The following is a 21,429-nucleotide window of genomic DNA, read 5'->3' as shown; positions in this document are numbered from 1 at the left end:
GCCGGACGGCATACGGGGACGTCGCCTTGGTCTAGACGGAGTAGATGTCGCCGAGGTGGACCGGCACGAGCTTGCGGCTGCGGATGATCTCGACGAGCTGGCCATAGGCCTTGAGGACGCCGGGATGGTTGGCGTGACCGATGACGATGCGTCCTTTCGTCATCCACTCCTTGGCGTTCGCGACGATCTCGGCCGGGGGGATGTTCGACGAGTCGCCGAGGCTGCCGAGCCACATCGTCACCGCCGGGTAGCCGAGGTCGGCGAGCTGGGCGGCCACGCGGGAGTTCGTGAAGCCGTAGGGCGGTCGCATGAACGGCCGGCCGAGAGTGCCGTAGGTGTTCTTGAGGAACGTCTCGTTGCGGCGGACCTGGTCGCTGATCCTGCGCGACGAGAGCTTGACGAGGTTGGGATGGCTCCACGTGTGGTTGGCCAGGAAGATCTGGTTGTCGTCGTGGAGCGGACGCAGCAGGTCGGCGTGCTCGGTCCAACCGCGGTTGACGCCGTTGCAGAAGAAGGTGAGCCGCATGCCGGTGTCACGGGCCAGCTTCGCGTAGCCCTCGATGACCGCGGAGTTGGTGCCGTCGTCCACCGTGAGGGCGATCTGGTTCGTCTTGCCCGGCAGGCGGTAGAGCGTGCCGTGCGGCAGCGGCACCTTCGTCACGCCCTGGGGCGCCTTGAAGGGCCGGGTGTCGACGGCCTTGGTCGTGCCCGCCGTCGCATCGCCGCTGCACGCCGAGAGCCCCGTGGCCACCATGGCGGCCACGGACGTGAGGAACAGTCGACGGTCCACCTGCTCACGGTAGGCGCGGTGCCCGCCGACACGTCGCATCCTCGCCGATGACTCGCCGATGACTCGCTGATGACTCGCTGATGACCCAGGGAACCCTCAGGCCTTGTCGTGCAGGACGAGCACCGGGCAGTGCGCGTGCTCGGAGCAGGCAGAGCTGACCGAGCCGACCAGCAGGCCCGCAAAGCCTCCGTGGCCCCGGCTGCCCACCACGAGGATCTCGGCGCCCCGGCTCGCCTCGATGAGGACCGTCCTCGGCGGACCGTGCCGCACGATGGGGACGAGCCCGGTCGGACGGTCGTCCCCGAAGACCTCGCGCAACGTGTCGTCGAGGATCGTCTGGGCGTCGAGGTCAGGGCGCCAGTTCGGGTCGACGGGCGAGTTGTAGGCCTGCGGGTAGTCCCACGCGGTGATCGCCTCGATGCGGCTCCCGTCGCCGGCCGCGAGGCGCGCGGCCCAGCGCAGCGCCTGCTTCGACGACTCCGACCCGTCGACCCCGACGACGATCCGCCCTGTCCTCGTGCCCTGCTCGCTCATGTCTGCGCACCCTCTCGTCGCGGCCTCACGTCTCCTCCCATCGTGTCGACGGGGGCGGAGCCCCGGCAGAGGCTTTGGTCCCAGATGCGCCTGGCCCTACCCCGCGCGGAAGCCGGGGAGCGTCTGACCCAGCCAGACGAGGGACGTGCGGATGAAGGGCAGGAACACGGCGACGCGGTGGCCGCCTGTCTTCAGCAGGACCGTGGTCACGGACGTCGGCGGCCGCGCGTCGTGGATGAACTGGGCCGTCGTCGGGTAGGAGAGGGAGTCGGAACGACTCGCCATGACCCACATGGCGATGGGCGGCGGGTCGGTCCGCGCGGTGCGCACGAGGTCGTAGCCGCGAGCGGCGGCCGAGCCGGCCGTGATCGGGTCGTAGGAGCGAGAGAAGTCAGGACGGAAGTAGCCCTCCAGGACGATCGCACCGGCGAAGATGTCGGGGTGGCGAACTCCGAGCATCGCTGAGCACCACCCTCCGAAGGAGAAACCCATCGTGGCCCACGAGGTTCGGGCCGTCTGCACCGCGAAGTGGCTCACGACCCAGTGAGGGATGTCGGCAGCCAGCCAGGTCTCGTCCTGAGGACCCGCGGCGCTCGGCGCATCCACGCACTCGGTGTCGAGCGAGCTCGGGCTGTTGATCTGCGGCATGACGACGATGGAGGGCGCGAACTGCCGCGTCGCCACGAGCGCGTCGAGCGTCTGGTCGATGTGGATCCCCGTCAGGTAGCCCTCCGGGTGACCGGGCAGTCCGTGCAGGGCGAGGATGACCGGGTACTTCTTGCCGGCTGTGGGATCGTAGCCAGGGGGCAGGTAGACGAGGACCTCGGCAGTGATGTGGCTCCGGGCACCGGTCACCATGTAGCGCTGCAGTCGCTGACCGGGGGCCGGCAGCGACGGGTACACGGAGGGCACCGCGATCTGGGTCAGCCCCACCCCTTTCGCCCGGGTCTCGACCGCCTGGCGGGCCGTCCCCCCGTCGTGCATCGCCGTCACGCTCGCGTTGGCCCCGAAGAGGTCACCCCAGCTGACGTAGAAGAGGTACTGGTCGTTGAGGGCAGCGCCCGCCAGCACGAGGACGGTCAGGCTGAGCAGCAGCGCCTCTCCGCCACGAGCGATGGCCCCGAGCCACCGGCGTCCGGTGCGCGGAAGGCCGAGGACCAGCAGGACAAAGGCGACGGCCGCGAGCACCCCGAGCGCGACGAGCAGGCCGCCACTGGTCAGTTCCACTGCCCCTCCTCAGGGTGCCTGCCGTGTACTCAGCTCCGTGCTGGTGTCGGTCTCTCCGGCAGCTCGACGGTAAGCACGCTTGCTGGGCCTCCGGTGGGGGCTTGCTGGTCGGTTGCTGAGCGTTTCCGGTGGGTCCCCCCGGGCGCCCCCGGGTGGAGCCGAGTGGACGACCGAGTGACCGCCGGCGTATGCCGTGGGGCTCAGTCCTCGACGCGCAGCGCGGCCTGGGCCCGCCCTTCAGGCGAACGCCGACCAGGCGGCCAGGCCCAGGTAGACGGCACCAGTTGCACGGGTGGCCGCCCGGGGTGAGCCTGCGAGCCACCCCGGCGACGGCCGCCTCCGCGCCGCCGAAGCCCGCCGGTTCACCAACGCGGTGCACGCCAGGACGTAGCCCGCGTCGCAGCCGAACGCGAGGACCACGACGCAGAGGCCGAGGAGCAGGAGCTGACCAGTCGGCGGCGTCGGCCCGGCCTGGACGAACTGCGGGAGGAAGGCGAGGAAGAAGATCACGGTCTGCGGGTTGAGCAGGTCGACGGCGAAGGCGTCACGTGCCAGCGCCCAGCTGCCACGGCGCGGGTGGGCAGTCGCAGCACCCGAGGAGGAGGGGGCCGCGACGACGTGTCGCAGGCCGAGGACGACGAGGTAGGCCACGCCGCCCACGTGGAGGAGCACGAGGGCAGCACCTGACGACGCGACGAGCGCGCCGACCCCGAGGGCTGCCGCGACGACGTGCACGAGCAGCCCCGCCTCGAGACCCACGACGGAGACGAGCCCGGCTGCACGCCCATGGGCCAGCGCCCGCGTCACGACGAAGGCGACGGAGGGCCCCGGCACGACGAGCAGGGCGAGGGTCGCGACGACGAACGCTCCTGTCGACGGCGCCATCGCCACCCCCTCCCCTCGCTCCCTACGGGGCAGAGAGCCGTTGGACGAGGTTGATACCCCGCGCCCGACTGCTGCATTGGGAGCGGGTGGCGCCCGGACGGCATACTCACGTGGTGACGAAGAACCTCGCCGAGCGCATCCCGCGGGATCCCGATCCCGACGGCCTCTACGAGGTCTTCACCGAGTGGACGACCGAGCGGGGGCTCACGCTCTACCCGCACCAGGAGGAGGCGTTCCTCGAGATCCTCAGCGGCAGCAACCTCATCCTCTCGACGCCGACGGGCTCGGGGAAGTCGCTCGTCGCCACGGCGGCTCACCTCACCGCCCTCGCGGACGACCGGGTCAGCTTCTACACGGCGCCCATCAAGGCGCTCGTCTCGGAGAAGTTCTTCGCCCTGTGCGAGCAGTTCGGCGCCGACAACGTCGGCATGATCACGGGCGACGCATCGGTGAACTCGGATGCGCCGATCATCTGCTGCACCGCTGAGATCCTCGCCAACCTCGCACTGCGAGAGGGCAGCTCGGCCGACGTCGGCCTCGTCGTCATGGACGAGTTCCACTTCTACTCCGAGCCTGACCGCGGCTGGGCGTGGCAGGTGCCCATCATCGAGCTGCCGCAGGCGCAGTTCATCCTCATGTCGGCGACGCTCGGTGACGTCACGATGTTCCGTGACGACCTCACCCGCCGCACCGGCCGCGCCACCGCCGTCATCTCCGGCACGGAGCGCCCCGTGCCGCTCGAGTTCTCGTATGCCGTCACCCCCCTCCACGAGACCATCGAGGACCTGCTCGCCAAGGACCGCGCACCCGTCTACGTCGTGCACTTCACGCAGGCGGCCGCCCTCGAGCGCGCGCAGAGCCTCATGGCGGTCAAGATCACGACGCGCGAGGAGCGCGATGCGATCGCGGCCCGCATCGGCAACTTCCGCTTCGGCGCCGGCTTCGGCCGCACCCTCTCGCGGCTCGTGCGGCACGGCATCGGCGTCCACCACGCCGGCATGTTGCCGAAGTATCGCCGCCTCGTCGAGCAGCTCGCCCAGGACGGCCTCCTCAAGGTCATCTGCGGCACCGACACGCTCGGGGTCGGCATCAACGTGCCGATCCGCACCGTCCTGCTCACCGGGCTGACGAAGTTCGACGGGACGAAGCAGCGGATGCTCAAGGCCCGCGAGTTCCACCAGATCGTCGGTCGTGCCGGGCGGGCCGGCTTCGACGCGCGCGGCTGGGTGGTCGCCCAGGCTCCCGACCACGTCATCGAGAACCTCCGCGCCGTCGAGAAGGCCGGTGACGACCCGAAGAAGCAGCGTAAGGTCCAGCGCAAGAAGGCTCCCGACGGCTTCATCAGCTGGTCCGAGGAGACGTTCGAGCGGCTCATCGCGGCAGAGCCCGAGCCCCTCCAGCCGAGGATGCGGGTGTCTCACTCGATGCTCGTCAACATCCTTGCGCGAGAAGGCAACCCGGTCGCCCACGCGCAGCGGCTGCTCTCCGACAACCACCACGAGCCCAAGGACCAGCGCCGTCTCCAGCGGCATGCGCTCGTGCTCGCCAAGGAGCTCATCAGCTCCGGCGTCGTCGAGCGGCTGCCCACCGCGGAGGCCTCCGGCCGGCGTCACACCCTGACGATCGACCTGCAGCGAGACTTCGCTCTCAACCAGCCGCTGGCGCCGTTCGCCCTCGCCGTGATGGAGACGCTCGACCCCGAGTCCGACACCTATGCAAGGGATCTCGTCTCTGTCATCGAGGCGATCCTCGAGGACCCGCGACAGGTGCTCTGGGCCCAGGAGTCCAAGGCTCGGGGCGAGGCGGTCGCGGCGATGAAGCTGGACGGCATCGAGTACGAGGAGCGCATGGAGCGCCTCGAGGAGGTGACCTGGCCGAAGCCCCTCGCCGACCTGCTCGAGGTCACGCTCGCGGCCTACCGCCAGACCCACCCCTGGATCTCGCCCGACGCGCTGTCACCCAAGTCGGTGGTGCGCGAGATGTACGAGCAGGGCATGACCTTCAACGAGTTCGTCTCGGCCTACGGCCTCTCGCGCTCGGAGGGACTGCTCCTGCGCTACCTCACGGACGCCTACCGCGCCCTGCGGCACACGGTGCCCGAGTCGCACCGCACGGAGGAGCTCGAGGACGTCATCGAGTGGCTCGGCGAGCTCGTGCGACAGACAGACTCGAGCCTGCTCGACGAGTGGGAGGACCTCGTCAACCCGAGTGCCGCCGCGCTGCAGCAGGACGACCTCGCACCGCCGGCACGGCCGCTCACGGCCAACGTGCGTGCCTTCACCGTCATGGTGCGCAACGCCATGTTCCACCGGGTCGAGCTCGCCTCACGCGACGCCTGGGAGCTGCTTGGGGACCTCGAGGCCCGCGTGGCGGAGCTGACCGACCCGCCGCAGAAGGTCGTCATGACACCGGAGGCGTGGAACGACGCGCTCGGCGCCTACTACGACGAGCACGACTCGATCGCCACCGACCAGCAGGCCCGCTCGCCGGGCCTGCTGCAGGTCGAGAAAACGGCCGACCAGTGGCGGCTGCGGCAGGTCGTCGTCGACCCCGACGGCGACCGCGACTGGGGCATCACGGCCGTCGTCGACCTCGCCGCCAGCGACGACGTCGGCGCGGCGGTCCTGACCGTCACCGCCTTCGAGCCCCTCGGCGGCTGAGCCCGCGACAGCCGAGCGTCTCGACGGCTGAGCGAGGCGGCTCGGCCACCGACCGGCCGCCCTGCAGAGGATGGGGCCGGCGGTCACGATGACCGCCGACCCCACCTGACGTCCGAGGGCCTGCGTGAGGTCAGCCCTTGTGGATGACGATCTGACCGCCTGAGAGCGCCGTCGTCGGGTTGGTCGTGTCGCCGCTGCCGATCTGGTTGTCGTAGACGACCGTGCTGTCCGACGTCTTCCAGACCTTCATCCGCAGCTTGTCGGGACCACCGTCCGTGGCCGTCAGCATGAAGCTGTAGCCGCTCGCGCCGTTGACGGTGCCGGTGCCCTTGTACTGCGCCTTGGTGCCGGCGACGACGAGCCACTGGTAGTCGCTCGAGTGGAAGTTCAGGTTGCCCGCCTGGAACTGGAACTCGGTGCTGCCGGTGGGAACGGTCGCGCCCTTCTTGTACTTCGACACGAAGCCGAAGCTCGCGCGGCCCGCGGCCCCCGGGTCGGCCGGGTAGGCCCCCGCGGGCGAGGTGATCCATCCACCTCCGGTGACGAAGCCCCCGTCGGGGTCGAACACGACGACGAAGCCGCACGTCTCGGTGTCGGAGCCGCCGTCGTCATCGGTCACGGTGACGGCGATGTCGAAGATGCCCGCCGAGGTGTACTGGTGGGTGGCCGCGACCGGCGAGGTCGTCGCCACGGCTGCGCTCACGACACCGTCGCCCCAGTCGACCGTCCTCGTGTGCGTGTCGTTGACACCCGGGTCGGTGAAGGTGCCCGCGACCGACACGTCGGTGCCGACGGCGCTCGGCGCGACCGGGCAGCTCGTCAGGGTGAGGGTCGGAGCGACGTTGGTGACCGTCACGGTCGTCGTGTCGGTGTCGGTCAGGCCGTTGTCGTCGGTCACCCCGAGCGTCACCGCGTCGACACCGTCGTCGACGCCGCTGTAGGTCGCCACGGCGTTGCTCGTGCCGCTCAGCGTGCCGATGTTCGCGGCTGCACCACTCCAGGCGTATGCCGTGATGGTGCCGTCGGGGTCGTGGCTGCCGGACCCGTCGAGCGTCACGGACGAGCCCTCGGCGACGGTCTTGTCGGCGCCGGCGTCCGCGACGGGCGGCAGGCAGGTGACGGTGACCTTGACGTCCGGGAACGTCACTGTGGCGTTCTGGTCGTCGGTGTAGGCGACGGAGGAGTTGACGTCGAGCAGGCCGCAGGGCGCGCCCTCGTGCGTGACGTCGTAGGTGATGACGAGGTTCTCGTCGCCGAGCTCCCCTCTCGAGACGGTGAAGCCGTCGACGGACTCCCCACTGACGGTCGCGCCGAGCGTCGCCGTGACCGAGTTCGGCACAAGGTCCCAGCCCGGTGCGAGGGTCACGGTCACCGAGGGGTGCGTCGCGCCGGGGACGACGACCGCCGACACGAGGGCGGACAGGAGCGTCGCGAGCGAGCTGAAGCCACCCACTGAGAAGGTGTTGTCGGCTCCGGGTCCACTGGCGATGGTCTCGAGCGTCGACTGGCTGATGCCGTCGCCGACTCCGACCGCGAAGACCTCGGCCTTGGCCTGCAGGTTCGCTGCCGCGCTCGCTGTCGGGTCGCCGCTGGTGGCGTTGCCATCCGTGATGACGATGACGAGCTGGTTGCGCGCCGGGTCGTCGGCGCCCATGACCGTGCTGGCCTCGTTGAGGCCGCACGACATGCAGGTGCTGCCGCCCGACTGCGGGTTGGCCGCGATGGCGTTGCGCACGTCGGTCTCGTTGCCGCTCAGCGGAGACACCACCTCGGCGCCGGTGGAGAAGCCGACGACGCCGACGCGCCCGCCGTTGGCGAAGAGCCCGTCGTTGCCGACGGCCTCGACGACGGCGTCGGCAAAGCTCTTCAGCTGGCCGAACTCGGTGGAGTCGATGCTGCCCGACTCGTCGAGCACGAGCACGAGGTCGGTGGGCGTCGACTGGGTGCTGCTCTCCCCGTCGAGGGTGAGCGTGACGGTCGAGGTGCCGTAGCGGTTGACCGTGGTCGGGCTGGCCGATGCGCTCGGGACCGGTGCCGCCGAGGCCAGCGGGGCCATGGCGATCCCCCCGAGCGTGAGTGCGGTCGCGGCGATGACCGCCGCGACCGACCGGATCCGCGCCGGAACGAGCCGGCGCCCTGTTGCTGTGTGCACGTGTATCCCCCTCTGGATCGGGTGCGACGAGCCCCCTGTGGCCCGGCGTCGCCCGTTGTGCCCCCGATGTCCGGAAAGTGGCCCCGCCCCCGCTCGGTGATACGTCGGCCGTCACGAGGCGGTTAGCATCGCCCGATGCAGCTGCGCAGCGAGGCCCTGCCGGACGTCGACGGAGTCTGGGTGCGCCCGGCCGACGCGCGAGGGGCCACCGGCACGGGTGTCCTCGTGCTCTCGGGATCGAGCGGCAGGGTCGAGACCCAGCGTGCGACGGTGCTGGCCGGCGTCGGTGCGACCGCCCTCTCCTACCGGTGGTTCGGGGCGCCCGGCCAGCCGCACGGCATCTGGGAGCTGCCGCTCGAGAGCTTCGACTGGGCCGTGGGTCGCCTTGCCCCCCAGTGTGATCGGGTCGTCCTCGTGGGCGTCTCCAAGAGCGCCGAGGCCTTCCTGCTGTATGCCGCCGACGACCCGCGCGTGGACGCTGTCGTCGCGCTGTCGCCGAGCCACGTCGCGTGGGCGGCCGTCTCGCCAGGGCCGGACGGTGAGCTGCGCCCCCAGCATTCGTCGTGGTCGAGGGCCGGTCGGGCGCTTCCCTATGTGCCCTATGACGACGACGTCGCGGTGACAGGTGACCCACCGGCCTTCGAGCCCGTCTATCGCACGAGCCTCGACACCTTCGCCGACCGGGTCGAGGCGGCGACGATCCCGGTGGAACGCTTCTTCGGCGACGTCCTGCTCGTCGCCGGGGGCGACGACCGGGTCTGGCCCGCGCTCGACTTCGCCCGGGCGGTCGAGGCCCGCCGGACGGCATACGGCCTGCCGACGACCCTCGTGACGCACCCGGACGCGGGCCACCGCGTGATCCTGCCCGGAGAGGGCGTCGCCGCGGGTGGCGCCGCGATGCAGCGCGGCGGCACCGAGCCTGCCGACCGGGCGCTGGGCCTGCTCGCCTGGCCCGAGATCCGGCGCGTCCTCGGCGCTCCGGAGCACTGAGAACGGCGGACGCGCAGGCCGCAAGTGGGGGACCCGTGGTGGGTATGTTCACGGGTGCACACGGGGACCCCTCTACCGACAGGACCGCTCACATGGATTCGACCGACGTCAAGCAGGTCTCGCGGCAGGCCGGTGACCACCCGGCTCTCGAGACGGCGGCACGCATCGGCTACGCCGTCAACGGCGTGCTCCACATCATCATCGGCGTCATCGCCCTCGCACTCGCCTTCGGGTCCAAGGGCACGAGTGCCGACCAGTCCGGAGCTCTCGGGTCGCTCGCGGACAACCCCCTCGGCGTGGTCGTGCTCTGGATCGCCGTGGTCGCGTGGCTCGGCCTGGGCATCTGGCAGGTCACCGAGGCGATCACCGGCAGCACCGAGACGAGCGACCGGGTCAAGGCCAGCGCCAAGGCGATTGTCTACATCGTCCTCGCCTGGACGGCGCTCAAGTTCGCCACCGGCAGCGGCTCGTCGAGCAAGAAGCAGTCGACCGACTTCACCGCGACCCTCATGGAGAAGCCGGCCGGCCAGTGGCTCGTCGCTCTCGTCGGACTCGTCGTCATCGGTGTCGGCGTCTATCACGTCGTCAAGGGCTGGAAGAAGAAGTTCCTCAGCGACCTCGAGTCGCACCCGGGCGAGTGGATCGTCAAGGCCGGTCGGGTGGGCTACATCGCCAAGGGCATCGCGCTCGCCATCGTGGGCGGCCTCTTCGTGCTTGCGGCCGTGCGCCATAAGCCGAGCGAGGCCAAGGGCCTCGACGGGGCCCTGCACAACCTCCTCGGCGCCCCCGGCGGCCCGGTGCTCCTCGGACTCGTTGCCGTCGGGCTCATCGCCTTCGGCGTCTACTGCTTCGGCCGCGCCCGCCACGCCGACGTCTGACCGGTCTCGCTGGGCCGCTGCGCTCTGCACGACACACACGAATCGCCGGGAACCCTTGGGGGTTCCCGGCGATTGGCGTCTGGCGGGCGAGGCCCGTCAGGTTGGCCCTGGGTCAGTGCCGCACGGCCTCGCGGGCCTGGCTGCCGACCGTCGTGCCGGATGTCTTGCGGCGCAGATAGTTCCACGCCAGCAGCATGCAGACCGCGCCGTTCACGGCACCGACGAGGACATCGGAGAGGTGGTGCATGCCGCGGTAGAGCCGGGCATAGCCGACGAGGAACGGCACGAGGATGCAGATGCTCGTGACGAGACGACGGAGCCAGGTCTGCTCGATGCGCTGGGCCATCATCGCGAAGGTGAGGTAGAGAGCCGTGGCTGCACCCATGTGGCCACTCGGGTAGCTCGAGGTCGGCGGCGCCGGGTCGAGGTGCGGAACGGTCGGGCGGTCGCGGCCCGTGATCGTCGTGGCAGCGACGAAGACGCTCGCCTGAGCGGCGATGGCGAGAGCCGGCACGACGGCATACCACCACTCCTTGGTGCGCCACCACACGAGGGCCACCATGATGACGCAGACGCCGATGATGATCTCGGTGTTGCCGATGTGCGACCAGACCGCAGTGATGGAGTTCCACGTGGCGGTGCGACCGTCGGCCAGGGCCTTGCTGATGGAGTTCTCGGACTTGAGGTCGCCCAGTGGGCCGACGATGAGGAAGCCGAGGCCGACGATGATGCCGAAGAGCACGATCGCCGGCGCGAGCACGCGCAGCGCCATGTCGCGCAGGGCCGACCCCACCGGAGGCCGCGACCTGTCGATCTCATAGCGGTGGATGAAGGTGTGGTTCACGAATCGCCTTTCTGCTCAGGCCCGCTGCGACCCTCCGGCGGAGGGGCGTCGTCGGGGCCGGTGGGGTTCCACCCGAGATAGCCGAGGTAGGACGCTGTGGCGAGGCCGACTCCGAAGAGCACTCCTGCCAGGGCGTCCGAGGGGTAGTGCACGCCGAGGAAGACGCGGTCGAGGCAGGTCACGAGCACGAGCAGCGACAGACCGCCGACGAGCCAACGACGCCCGGCCGGCGAGAGCAGCGGCCAGAGCAGCAGGACGAGCACGGTTGCGACGGCGGCGGCGTTGGCGACGTGGCCGGACGGGAAGCTGTAGCCCGGCGCGTGCGACACCGGGTCGCTGACGACGGGGCGGGCGCGCTGGACGACCTCCTTGAGGACGAGCTGGAGCGCCCAGGCCACCATCATCGTGACGAAGGCCCACAGGGCCCGGCTGCGCAGGCCGTACCTGCGCCACACGACGATGCACACGATGGTCGCGAGCACGTAGAGCACCCGCGGCTGGGTGCCCTCCTGCCACCAGAGCAGCGCGGTGCGCAACCACGGGTTGTCGCGGGTGATGTCGGTGGCTGCCACGATGAGGCGCTCGTCGAGCTCGATGACCGGCAGGAACTTCTCCCGGACGACGAAGGCCAGAGCCGTGATGGGCACGGCGAAGACGAGCCCGAAACCGATCGCCTTGAGCAGACGACGCCCCCGGCCGCCTCGCGGCGGCCGCCCGTCGCCCTCGAGGTCAGCCAACGCGCACGACCAGGGAGTCGGGCAGGACGCGCACCGCCAGGGCGCGGCGCTCACCGATGGGGTCGCCGTCGATCTCGGTCTCGACCGGCTCCTTCGCCAGCACCGTGAACTCTCGCCCGCGGAGCCGGTCGAGCCGCTTGTGGCCCGAGCGGTGTCGGGTCGCGACGTCGGCGAAGACGGACAGCCAGCCGAAGAACCCCTTCGGTGCCACGACGACCGAGTCGAGCACGCCGTCGTCGAGCCTGGCCTCGGGCATCAGCTCGATGCCGCCCTGCAGGGTGCCGCAGTTGCCGATGACGACCGTGCGGGCGTGGCGACCGATGCGGTCGCCAGGCCGGTCGCTCTCGCCGGGGCCCCCGGTGGCTGCCACGGACACCGAGAAGCCGCGGCCGAAGATCTTGCGCATCGCCGCCAAGACGTAGGCCACCCAGCCGATGACGGCCTTGACCTTCTCGTTCGTGCCCGCCATCACCTCACCGTCGAGACCGAGACCGGTCATCACGAGGAAGACCTCCTCGCCCTCGCGGCGGCCCTCGGCGGGGTCGTCGGCCCGTCCCCCGGCACCTGCGGTCCCGTCGGCACCGATCTCGGTGAGGCTGTCGCCGGTGCGGACGAGCCCGACGTCGATGCGACGGTCGGAGCCGGAGAGCATCGTCTCGACGGCGTCCTCCAGCGAGTCGATGGGCAGGCCGAGGTTGCGGGCGAGCAGGTTGCCCGTGCCCCCGGGCAGCAGACCGAGCGCGCTGTCGGTGCCGACGAGGGCGGACGCCACGGCCCGGACGGTGCCGTCGCCGCCGAGGGAGGCGACGACATCGGCTCCGGCCTCGACCGCCTCGCGCCCCTGCTTCTCGCCGGTCTCCTCCGCGGTGGTCGGGGTCCACCGGGGCTCGCCCCAGCCGTGCCTCGCGGCCGCATCGGCGACGAGCTGCTTCGCGGCATCGACGTCGTCGACCTTGACGGGGTTGTAGACGACGGTGAGGCTGCGGCGGGCACTGGGCACGCCGTCGTTTCCGGGTGCTTCGGGCACATCGGGCACGGTGTCAGACATGGAGGGATCCTAGGGCTCGAGGCGTGAGGGGGACGCGGCCGTCGGCTCGACCAGACGGTGACATACCCACGCCCCGGCCAGCCCCAACAGGAGCCGCACTTCCAGCCGCTCCCAGCCGCTCCCAGCCGATGCGAGGGCAGCGCGAGTACCCTGCGGCGCGTGCTCACCATTCGTCGGCGGCTCGTCGTCGCAAGCGTGCTCGGTGTCCTCGCCGGGCTGTTCATCCCCCTCGGCGTGACCACCCACGCGCTGAGTCATTCCCTGGCCGGCTTTGTCGTCGGCGGCCTCGCGTTCGCGGTACCACTCCTCGTGCACGTGCTCGGTCACACCGCGGACGACACCCGCGCTAAGGTCGCCGGCCGTGACGGCGACGCCAAGTGGTACGACATCGTCGTCATCATCGTGGGGCTCGCCAGCCTGTGTGGCGTGGCCATCCTGCTCATCGGGAGCCAGTCGCGCGGCGGCTCGCAGATCCTCGAGTCACTCATCGGGGTGGCAGCCGTGGCGGTGGGCTGGCTCTGTGTGCACACGCTCTACGTGCTGCGCTATGCACGCATCTACTACGCCAGCCCGACGCCGCCGATCGACTTCAACCAGGACGAGGACCCGGCCTTCTCGGACTTCGCCTACTTCTCCTTCAACATGGGCATGGCCTACCAGGTCTCCGACACGGACCTCAAGACGACGGCGGTGCGCAAGGTGGTCCTCGGGCACGCGATGCTTGCCTACCTCTACGGCACGGTCGTCATCGCGGCGACGATCAACCTCGTGGCCGGACTCGGCAGCGGGAGCGGCGGCTGACCCGCCGCACCCCGCTCCTCAGACCTGGCCTCAAACCGGCCTCAGACTCGGGCCTCAGACTCCGAGACGCGACTTCTCGTCCGACACCCAGAGCCCGATGAGGCCGGAGAAGTGCGCCATGAACTGGTCCTGCTCGTGGGCCGGGTAGGTCGCCTGGACGGTCGAGCGGAGGATGCGCCGGAACGCGTCGGACTGCACCCACTCGAGCACGGCCTGGTCGAGGTGCGGCAGGTAGCGCTCGCACCAGGCCCAGTAGGCGTCGGTCTCGAAGTACTCGTCGGCGATGGCGAGGTAGGCGTCGAGCTTCTGCGCGTCGCCCAGGTCGGTGCGGTCCGCGATGTCGAAGTAGCGCCGCATCTCGAGGTCCATCGGGCCGAGGCGTCCCGTGACGAGGCAGTAGGCCGACCACCGCACGAGCGCCTTGATAGCCCAGGGGAAGTAGTAGTGCAGCGACGTCACGGCGACGTCGGGGCAGGCGTTCGCGTAGTCGATGGGATAGACGTCGTCGCCGGCGACGAGCATCTCGCAGGAGTTGAACTCCCACCCGAACATCGCGTTGACGATGCGGCTGATGGCAGCGGTCTGCTTGCCGGCCGAGGGTGACAGGAAGTCGTGCGACACGGCATACCTGTTGTGCATCGGCTGGTCGGGACGGAAGTCCATCACCATGGTCTCGGGGCCGATCGAGAGCGCCCGCGCGAAGTGCTCGTAGTCGACGGTCGACTGCAGGTGCATCAGCATCTCGCCCGACTCGTCGTAGGCCTTGATGAGGTCGGCCTCGTCGTTGATCCGCGAGACCCCGCGCCAGCCGCCCCCGTCGAACGGTTTCATGTACATCGGGTATCCGAGGTCGTTGGCGATCTGCTTGAGGTCGAACGGCTGGTTGTACTTCGCCGACGTGTAGGCCCAGCGAGAGTTGTCGACGGGGTGCTTGTAGGGCACGAGCCACGTCTCGGGGACCTTGAGGCCCAGACGCATGAGGGCGACGTAGGCGCTGTGCTTCTCCATCGACTGGAAGGTGAACGGGCTGTTGAGCAGGTAGGTGTCGTTCATGAGCGCGGCCTTCTTGAGCCACTCGCGCGGGTGGTAGTACCAGTAGGCGAGGCGGTCGATGACGAGGCCGGTGCGCACCGGCTGGCGCAGGTCGAACGGCTCGATGGTGAGGCGCTCGCTCGTCAGCTCATGGGTGACACCGTCGTCGGTCGTGATCGGCCCGACGAGCGCCAGCAGCTCCTCGAAGGCGGTCGGCCAGTCCTCCTCGGCCCCGAGCAGGAGTCCCACGAGGTGGGTGCGGTTCGTCGCGGACGACGCGGGCGCCTCCTCGGCCGACGGCTGCTGAGCGTTCTCGGTCATCGTGGGGCTCCTAGGGTCCGGTGGCGCGGTCGACGAGAGCGATCCTTGCAGGAAGCGCGCCTTCTGTCGCGGCTCCGCGCGCCGTGGGTGCCGTCGCCGGTGTCGCCGCTCGTGTCGCCGCCGGTGCCGGCAGTGTCGTGAGGGCGAGCAGGTCGATGAGGTGGGGGTCGAAGGCTCGGTGCCACGAGGGCCAGTCGTGGCGCCCCGGCACGACCCCGAGGTCGACGTCGTGGCCCTGCCGTTCGAGGGTGGCGGCCATGAGCTCGTTGTTGCGCAAGTTGCCCTCGGCCGAGCCGCACGTCATCGCGATGCGGGCGTCCGTGCGCCGCCGCCGGGCGCGCCCCACCTGCGTGACGAACGACGTGACGCGGTGCCAGTGCTCGAAGCTCTCCTCGCCGTCGAGCCGCTTGCGGAAGAAGGACCCCGACTGCAGGAAGAGGCCTGCGAAGGTGCCCGGCCGCAGCCACTCCGCCTGCAGCGCGGCGAGCGCTCCGAGGCTCGCTCCCATGATGGTCGGCCGACCCGCCGTCCGGTATGCCGTGAGCACCCTCGGCAGCACGTGCTCGGTCAGCGCTTCGGCGTAGTGGGGGTTGGCGGCATACCTCGCGTTGCGCGGCCCCGGGCGGAGCAGCGCGACCCGCATGAGCGGGAGCCGGCCGGCCACGTGCGCGTCGTGGAGGACCTGGAGCAGGTGCGCGCGCCGGGCGTACTCCGGCCCGTCGTGGGCGAGCAGGAGTGGCAGCTCCGCCGTGCGACGGCTGCCGTGCGGGGTGACGACGGCGAGGTCGACCTCGCCCACGGGCGTGCCGGTGACGGTGATCCTCGTGCGCCCCACGGGGACCGACCTACGGGCCGGTTGTCCACAGCCGGGAGGTCGGACCCGGCGAGGCGTCGGCCGCGGGTGGCAGCATGAGCGCTCACGACCGGGAAGGCGGGGGCAGGATGGGCAAGGACAAGCGGGCGCGGCGGCGTGCGAGAGCAGCGGCAGGGCGCGGGTCCGGCACGGGTGGCCACGCAGCGGGCAGCAACGGGGCGGGCTGGAACGGTGCGGCCTGGAACGGTGCGGCCTGGAACAGAGCCGGGTGGACCGGGTGCCGGCGCCACCGGGACGGGTGAGGACGGGCGCGTGGCGGTGGGGGCCCTCATCAGCCAGGCCCTCCACGCTCTCGACGTCGGCGTGGGCGACCACCTCGACGACGCGGCGGTGACGCTGGCGGGCAGGTGCGCGTCACCGACGACCCAGCGCGACGTGGTGACGATCCTGCTCGACTCCCTGACGGCCGCGACGACCGTGGCCTGGGAGCGCGGCTGGCAGCCGAGCGACGTGCACCGGCTGGCGGGCCGCCGGCTCGGTGTCGCGGAGCAGGCGTTCGCCGTCGACGTCATGAGCCACGAGCTCAGCCGCTACGCGCCTGCCACCGTCGACCGGCGCTGGTGGGCGCAGCTGCGCGAGCTCGGGGGCACCGTGTGGTGGGAGGGCTCGAGCACCTTGCTCGACGCCCACCGCGACAAGGGCACCGACTGGTTCACCCTCATGTCGCGTGCGCTCACCGTCCTGCACCTCGTCGCACGGCTGCCCGTGCTCGAGCTGCTCACGCCCGTGCCCGGCACCGTCGTGGCGGCGCCCTCCCCCGCCGGCGGAGGCGATGACCGACCCGTCGTCGACGAGCGCATCCTCAGCAAGGTCCGGATGCTCCTCGCCAAGGCCGAGTCGACGACCTTCGAGGCCGAGGCCGAGACCTTCACCGCCGGCGCCCAGGCCCTCATGGCGCGGCACAGCATCGACGCGGCGCTGCTCGCGGCCACCGCAGCGGCAGGCCGGCTCGGCCCCTCGGCACCCGAGGGTCGCCGCATCGGCATCGACAACCCCTACGACGGGCCCAAGGCGATGCTCCTCAACGCCGTCGCCTCCGCCAACCGGTGCCGCATGGTCTGGAGCCGCGAGCTCGGCTTCGGCACGGTGGTCGGTTTCGAGTCCGACCTCGAGGGCGTCGAGGTGCTCTTCACCTCGCTCCTCGTCCAGGCGACCCGCACGCTCACCTCGGCCGGGTCGCGCACCGACCGGCACGGCGGGAGCCGCACCCGGGCCTTCCGGCAGTCGTTCCTCACCGCCTACGCGTCGCGCATCGGCGAGCGCCTGCGGGCAGTGACGGCGGCCGAGGAGGTGGCCGCCTCCGAGACGGCGCGATCGTCCGGCCGTGAGCTCGTGCCGCTGCTCGAGGCGCGCGCCGAGGAGGTCGACGACGCCGTGAGCACCTGGTTCCCCGAGCTGCAGACCCACTCCGTGGGAGCGGTCCGCGACGCCGAGGGCTGGCACTCCGGCCGGGCCGCCGCCGACCGCGCCGAGCTCGGAGCCGGCCCCACCATCACCCCCTGACGATCGAGAGAGCACCCCGTCGGCCGATCGAGAGAGCACTCCGTCGGGTGATCGAGAGAGCACTCCGTCGGGTGATCTGAGGCCGCCCCTCGTCGCTCGATCGAGAGAGCATTCCGTCGGGTGATCTGAGTCCGCCCCCCCGTCGCTCGATCGAGAGGGCATTCCGTCGGGTGATCTGAGTCCGCCCCCCGTCGCTCGATCGAGAGAGCACTTCGTCGGGTGATCTGAGTCCGCCCCCCGTCGCTCGATCGAGAGAGCACTTCGTCGGGTGATTGAGAGAGCACCGTGTCCCGGGGTTGAGAGCGCGACGCGTGCGACGAACTGCTCCCTCGATCGACATCTGGGGAGCGCGGGCGGTGCCACAGCACCCACCCCGATCGAGAGAGCAGTTCGTCGGCCTCCTGCCGGCCAATGCCCCCGCCCGCCTCCCTGTCCTTGTGCGCTCAGGGCGACGACGCTGCCGCCTTCCGCCCATGGTGAGACCCCAACGGGCAGCCAGAAAGGGCCGATGGTCCCGGCATCGAGCAGCACGACAGGCACCTCGCTGACCCGGCTGCGTGCAGTGCCGTGAGGAGCGCACCCGATCGAAAGAGCAGTTCGTCGGCCTCCTGCACGCCGACGAACTGCTCTTTCGATTGTGCGGAGGGGGTGGAGGGCGGAGGTCGCCGACGACCGCGACGAGGTCGACGACGCAGTGAGTCCCTGATTCCCCGAGCTGCAGACTCACTCCGCGCGCGACGGGTCCGACGAACTGCTCTCTCGATCAGCGTCAGGCGCCGTTGCGCAGGCGGTACCACTGAGGCGTCGTCCGCTTCAGCGGCCCTGGCATGCCGGAGGTGTCGGCCGGCTCGACCGAGAGCAGCTGCCAGCCGCCGAAGGCCGCTTCGATATCCGCCCGGGTCACGCCGTCCGGCACGAGCGGCAGGGGGGTGGGCTGGAACGCGAGCATGAGCAGTGTGGCGCCGGGCCGGGCGAGGGCCGTCACGCCGCCGCCCTGGGCTCGGCGCTCGTCGGCGCCCAGCCCGTGGAAGCACCCCACGTCGAGGAAGAAGTCGAAGGTGCCGAGGGTGCTCTCCGAGAGGTCCGTGACGTCGCCCACGACGAAGGTGGCGCCAGGGCCGGCCGCACTCCTCGCGGCCTCGACGGCGCGAGGGATGTTGTCCACGCCGACCGCCTCCCAGCCTCGGGCCGCGAGCTCGTGCGTGTGCTGACCCCGGCCACAGCCCAGGTCGAGCGCTCGGCCCGGCGGGCGGGACCGCTCCGCCTCCTCACGCGCGAGCAACGCGTCGAAGCCTGCCTTGGCGACCTCGCCGGCCCGCTCCCATGGGGTGATCCCCAAGCGGTAGGCGAGTGCGTAGCCCGTACTCATGATGCCTCCCCAACTTTCGTTCAAGTACTACACGAATGAATACTCGCTAGAGTGATCCCCGATGAGCGAACCTGTCAAGAGCCGACGCCCCTACCGCTCCCCCGTCCGCGAGGAGCGGGCCCGCGCCAACCGCGTGGCGATCCTCGAGGCGGCCCACCGCCGCTTCGTCGCCGACGGCTACCCGAAGACGTCAGTCGCCTCCATCGCGGCCGACGCCGGCGTCAGCGAGGACCTCGTCTACGTGCTCTTCACGACGAAGCGCGGCCTGCTCGTCGAGGTGCTCAACTTCTCGGTCACGGGCGAGCTCGACAGCCCGCGCGTGCTCGAGCAGCACGGCCCGCAGGCCGTCCGGGAGGAGAAGGACCAGCGCCGCCAGATCGAGATGTTCGCGGCCGACATCAGCCGTCGCACGGCCAGCGTCCGGCCGATCGACGACGTCATGCGCTCAGCGGCGCTCGTGGACGAGTCGGTCGCGGACAAGCGCCGTGAGATGCACGAGACCCGGCTCGTCAACCTCACTCAGTTCGTGACGTGGCTGGCCGCCAACGGCCCACTGCGAGAGGGGGTCTCGGTCGAGGAGGCAGCCTCAACGGTGTGGACGCTCACCGGTCCCGACGTCCACCGGCTGCTCGTCGACGAGCTCGGCTGGAGCCACGAGCGCTACGCCGCGTGGGTCCGGCGCACCCTCGAGGACACCCTCCTGCCGCCGCCACCAGCGGGGTCGGCCACGCCCCGCTCCTAGAGATCCAGGTCGGCCCAGATCGCCGCGTGATCGGAGGCCGCGTCCTGCTCACGGGTCAGCGTGGGATACATCGCCCACTTCCCCGAGGCCGTCCACACCCCCGCCCGGTGCACCCCGGCGGCCGTGATCGTCGCGAAGAGGGCGGGCGAGCAGAGGATGTAGTCGATCTTGTTCGTCCTCGCCGCCGTGCCGTAGGTGCCCGGCCGTCCGAGGTCGTCGAACCCGGCGAAGGCCGACACGTCACGCAGGTCGCTCGGCGTCGCAGCGACACCGGTGCCGCCTGACCCGAGCAACGGCGAGAGCGCCGAGCTCGTCGGGTGGTCGTTGAGGTCGCCGACGACTGCGACGAGGTCGAAGCCGTCGGCGCGTCGCTGCTCGTAGATCTCGCGCACGCGCTGCGCCTGGCGCTTGCGCCGCGCGGTCGCCTCGCGCCCGCCGTAGCCCTTCGACTTGAAGTGGTTGACCATGACGACGAGGGTGCGGCCGTCGTCGAGCGCGATCTCGAACTCGGCGCAGTCGCGGCTGAAGATCGGGCCCGCGAGGTCCGCGTCGTCGACGTGGCTCGTGATGCACCCGATGGGCAGGTCGCCGCGAGTGAGCAGTCCGACGTCGATGCCGCGCTCGTCGTTGCCGTCGATGAGCATGACGTGCCCGTAGATGCGCCCACCGAGCGGGGCGAGCTGGTCGGCGTTGAAGTGGCGTAGCGCCCAGCGGTCCTCTGCCTCGACGACGCCGAGAACGTCGGCTCCGACGTCGTGAACGACCTGGGCGGTATGCCGCACGGCGAGGTCGGTGACCGTCGTCCGCTTCATCTCGAGCCAGCCGATCCAGTCGCCGCGTCCGTCCGCGACCACGGTGACGGTGCCGTTCGTCGAACGTCGTACCAGGCGACCACGGTTCTGCCGGAGCAGGAAGAGGGCCGTCTCGTCGGACGACGTCAGGCCGAGCGTGTCGAGCAGGCGCAGGATCGTCGTCTTGTCATCGGCCGAGTAGGCCTGCTGCTGCAGCACCTTGGTCAGCTCGGTGTAGGCGTCGAGCAGCGGCCTCGCATCGCTCCACTCCGCCGACGAGAGCACCTTGGCGCGGTCGAAGAGGTTCTCGACGTTGTAGGAGGCGATGCGCATGTCTCCTACGCTCCCACGGGCGGCATCGGCAACTCAGGCATTCCGGACAACGGGCCACCGCGCGGGCGCACGACGGCGAGGAAGAGGGCGGCCACGAGAGCCGTCCCGCCGCAGATCGCCCACACCGTGAGGTAGCCCGACAGCGACGCGTGCGCCGTGGCCTCGGCGTCGACGCTGCCGGTGGAGGCGAGCGCGATGGCGAAGACGCTGGAGGCGAAGGCCCCACCGATCGTCTTCGTCGTGTTGGTCATGCCGGTCGTCAGCCCCGTGTGCGTCGGCGGTGCCGCAGCCGCGGCGGCCGTCGGCAGCCCGGCCACGAGAGCCCCCGACCCCAGCCCGGCGATCACCATGTTGGTCATCGTCTGGGCGAGCGTGTCGTGGAAGGGCAGGAAGAGCAGGTAGCCGACCCCGACGAGCACGGCGGCCCCGACCATCGCGGCCCGGGTGCCCGTGCGGCGGCCGACGACGTGGAGCAGGAGGGCGCCGAGCGCGAGGGAGAGCACGTAGCCGCCGATGATGATCGAGACGCGGCCGGCCGAGGCTCCGAGGCCGTAGCCCGTCACCGCGGGGTCGGTGCGGGCGAAGGTGGAGAGCGGGATCTGCGCACCGAGCACCGAGACCCCGAAGAGGAACGCGGTCGCCTGCACCGGCCACTGCCCGGGTGCACCGAGAACCCGCAGGTCGACGAGCGGCTCCGGGTGGGCGAGCTCGACGCGGGCGAAGGGGACGAGGGCGACAAAGCCGGCCACGACGAGCAGCCACGGCCACGGGCTGCCCGGCCCGACGACCCGCAGCATGACGAGACCGGCCATGACGAGGCCGAGCACCAGGGTGATGAGCGAGAAGCCGTGCCAGTCGATGCGCCCGTGCGCCTGCACCGGCGACTCCTCGACGCCGAACCAGATCGCGACGAGAGCC

Annotated in this window: 19 protein-coding genes; 6 read left to right on the top strand and 13 right to left on the bottom strand. The window is 70.7% G+C overall.

Annotation, left to right across the window (positions count from 1 at the left end; all coding sequences use genetic code 11):
* Nucleotides 1-31: 31 nt before the first annotated feature.
* The 4 genes from FHX52_RS12790 to FHX52_RS12775 form a co-directional block, all read right to left on the bottom strand.
* On the bottom strand, nucleotides 32-790 hold the full coding sequence (locus FHX52_RS12790) for a polysaccharide deacetylase family protein (RefSeq protein ID WP_185747269.1): 759 nt from the start codon (nucleotides 788-790) through the stop codon (nucleotides 32-34).
* Nucleotides 791-886: 96 nt separating this feature from the next.
* Nucleotides 887-1,324: a universal stress protein gene (locus tag FHX52_RS12785; RefSeq protein ID WP_141822584.1), complete on the bottom strand. Its 438-nt coding sequence runs from the start codon at nucleotides 1,322-1,324 to the stop codon at nucleotides 887-889.
* 96 nt (nucleotides 1,325-1,420) lie between these two features.
* Nucleotides 1,421-2,551 (bottom strand): alpha/beta hydrolase, encoded by a 1,131-nt coding sequence (locus FHX52_RS12780; protein ID WP_141822582.1) that lies wholly within the window; start codon nucleotides 2,549-2,551, stop codon nucleotides 1,421-1,423.
* Between the two features lie 237 nt (nucleotides 2,552-2,788).
* Entirely contained in the window at nucleotides 2,789-3,436 is a 648-nt protein-coding gene (locus FHX52_RS12775) for a LysE family translocator (protein WP_141822580.1), read from the bottom strand.
* A 110-nt stretch (nucleotides 3,437-3,546) separates the two neighbouring features.
* Here FHX52_RS12775 and FHX52_RS12770 point away from each other — a divergent pair, with 110 nt between their 5' ends.
* On the top strand, nucleotides 3,547-6,096 hold the full coding sequence (locus FHX52_RS12770; protein WP_185747268.1) for a DEAD/DEAH box helicase: 2,550 nt from the start codon (nucleotides 3,547-3,549) through the stop codon (nucleotides 6,094-6,096).
* Between the two features lie 130 nt (nucleotides 6,097-6,226).
* Here FHX52_RS12770 and FHX52_RS12765 read toward each other — a convergent pair whose 3' ends face one another.
* Nucleotides 6,227-8,248 (bottom strand): vWA domain-containing protein, encoded by a 2,022-nt coding sequence (locus FHX52_RS12765; protein WP_141822578.1) that lies wholly within the window; start codon nucleotides 8,246-8,248, stop codon nucleotides 6,227-6,229.
* 135 nt (nucleotides 8,249-8,383) lie between these two features.
* On the opposite strand from FHX52_RS12765, the gene FHX52_RS12760 reads away from it, so the two are divergent.
* Together FHX52_RS12760 and FHX52_RS12755 are read left to right on the top strand one after the other, a co-directional pair.
* Nucleotides 8,384-9,238, top strand: coding sequence for an acyl-CoA thioester hydrolase/BAAT C-terminal domain-containing protein (locus FHX52_RS12760; RefSeq protein WP_141822576.1), 855 nt, complete (start codon nucleotides 8,384-8,386; stop codon nucleotides 9,236-9,238).
* Nucleotides 9,239-9,330: 92 nt separating this feature from the next.
* Nucleotides 9,331-10,116 (top strand): DUF1206 domain-containing protein, encoded by a 786-nt coding sequence (locus FHX52_RS12755; protein WP_141822574.1) that lies wholly within the window; start codon nucleotides 9,331-9,333, stop codon nucleotides 10,114-10,116.
* A 112-nt stretch (nucleotides 10,117-10,228) separates the two neighbouring features.
* Here the strand turns inward: FHX52_RS12755 and FHX52_RS12750 are convergent, their stop codons facing one another.
* The 3 genes from FHX52_RS12750 to FHX52_RS12740 are packed head-to-tail and all read right to left on the bottom strand — an operon-like array spanning nucleotide 10,229 to nucleotide 12,745.
* A complete protein-coding gene (locus FHX52_RS12750; protein WP_141822572.1) occupies nucleotides 10,229-10,960 on the bottom strand; it encodes a phosphatase PAP2 family protein in 732 nt (243 codons plus the stop codon).
* On the bottom strand, nucleotides 10,957-11,697 hold the full coding sequence (locus tag FHX52_RS12745; RefSeq protein WP_246069954.1) for a phosphatase PAP2 family protein: 741 nt from the start codon (nucleotides 11,695-11,697) through the stop codon (nucleotides 10,957-10,959). Before FHX52_RS12745 ends, FHX52_RS12750 begins: the two co-directional genes overlap by 4 nt.
* On the bottom strand, nucleotides 11,690-12,745 hold the full coding sequence (locus FHX52_RS12740; protein WP_141822570.1) for a diacylglycerol/lipid kinase family protein: 1,056 nt from the start codon (nucleotides 12,743-12,745) through the stop codon (nucleotides 11,690-11,692). The genes FHX52_RS12745 and FHX52_RS12740 overlap by 8 nt, the downstream gene beginning before the upstream one ends.
* A 159-nt stretch (nucleotides 12,746-12,904) precedes the next feature.
* Between FHX52_RS12740 and FHX52_RS12735 the strand changes: the two genes are divergently transcribed.
* A complete protein-coding gene (locus FHX52_RS12735) occupies nucleotides 12,905-13,546 on the top strand; it encodes a DUF1345 domain-containing protein (RefSeq protein ID WP_141822568.1) in 642 nt (213 codons plus the stop codon).
* 54 nt (nucleotides 13,547-13,600) lie between these two features.
* On the opposite strand, the gene FHX52_RS12730 is transcribed toward FHX52_RS12735, so the two are convergent.
* Both FHX52_RS12730 and FHX52_RS12725 read right to left on the bottom strand, forming a co-directional pair.
* Entirely contained in the window at nucleotides 13,601-14,899 is a 1,299-nt protein-coding gene (locus tag FHX52_RS12730; protein WP_141822566.1) for an ATP-grasp domain-containing protein, read from the bottom strand.
* Nucleotides 14,900-14,909: 10 nt separating this feature from the next.
* Nucleotides 14,910-15,734, bottom strand: a complete 825-nt coding sequence (locus tag FHX52_RS12725) for an alpha/beta hydrolase (protein WP_185747267.1) — start codon at nucleotides 15,732-15,734, stop codon at nucleotides 14,910-14,912.
* Nucleotides 15,735-16,025: 291 nt separating this feature from the next.
* On the opposite strand from FHX52_RS12725, the gene FHX52_RS12720 reads away from it, so the two are divergent.
* Nucleotides 16,026-17,276, top strand: a complete 1,251-nt coding sequence (locus FHX52_RS12720) for a DUF2786 domain-containing protein (RefSeq protein ID WP_141822562.1) — start codon at nucleotides 16,026-16,028, stop codon at nucleotides 17,274-17,276.
* Nucleotides 17,277-18,045: 769 nt separating this feature from the next.
* Here the strand turns inward: FHX52_RS12720 and FHX52_RS12715 are convergent.
* A complete protein-coding gene (locus FHX52_RS12715) occupies nucleotides 18,046-18,645 on the bottom strand; it encodes a class I SAM-dependent methyltransferase (RefSeq protein ID WP_141822560.1) in 600 nt (199 codons plus the stop codon).
* A gap of 61 nt (nucleotides 18,646-18,706) precedes the next feature.
* Between FHX52_RS12715 and FHX52_RS12710 the strand changes: the two genes are divergently transcribed.
* Nucleotides 18,707-19,387 carry a TetR/AcrR family transcriptional regulator gene (locus FHX52_RS12710; RefSeq protein ID WP_141822558.1) on the top strand — a complete coding sequence of 227 codons (681 nt, stop codon included), beginning with the start codon at nucleotides 18,707-18,709 and terminating at the stop codon, nucleotides 19,385-19,387.
* On the opposite strand, the gene FHX52_RS12705 is transcribed toward FHX52_RS12710, so the two are convergent.
* Together FHX52_RS12705 and FHX52_RS24355 are read right to left on the bottom strand one after the other, a co-directional pair.
* Nucleotides 19,384-20,511 (bottom strand): endonuclease/exonuclease/phosphatase family protein, encoded by a 1,128-nt coding sequence (locus FHX52_RS12705; RefSeq protein WP_141822556.1) that lies wholly within the window; start codon nucleotides 20,509-20,511, stop codon nucleotides 19,384-19,386. The two genes, FHX52_RS12710 and FHX52_RS12705, sit on opposite strands and share 4 nt — an antisense overlap.
* Nucleotides 20,512-20,516: 5 nt before the next feature.
* Complete coding sequence (locus FHX52_RS24355; RefSeq protein ID WP_246070137.1) at nucleotides 20,517-21,308, bottom strand: MFS transporter; 792 nt, start codon at nucleotides 21,306-21,308, stop codon at nucleotides 20,517-20,519.
* Nucleotides 21,309-21,429: the final 121 nt, after the last annotated feature.

Source organism: Humibacillus xanthopallidus, assembly GCF_006717145.1.
Lineage (GTDB): Bacteria > Actinomycetota > Actinomycetes > Actinomycetales > Dermatophilaceae > Humibacillus > Humibacillus xanthopallidus.
Note: the sequence above shows the minus strand (reverse complement) of the source record. Positions and strands in the feature narration are given on the sequence as shown.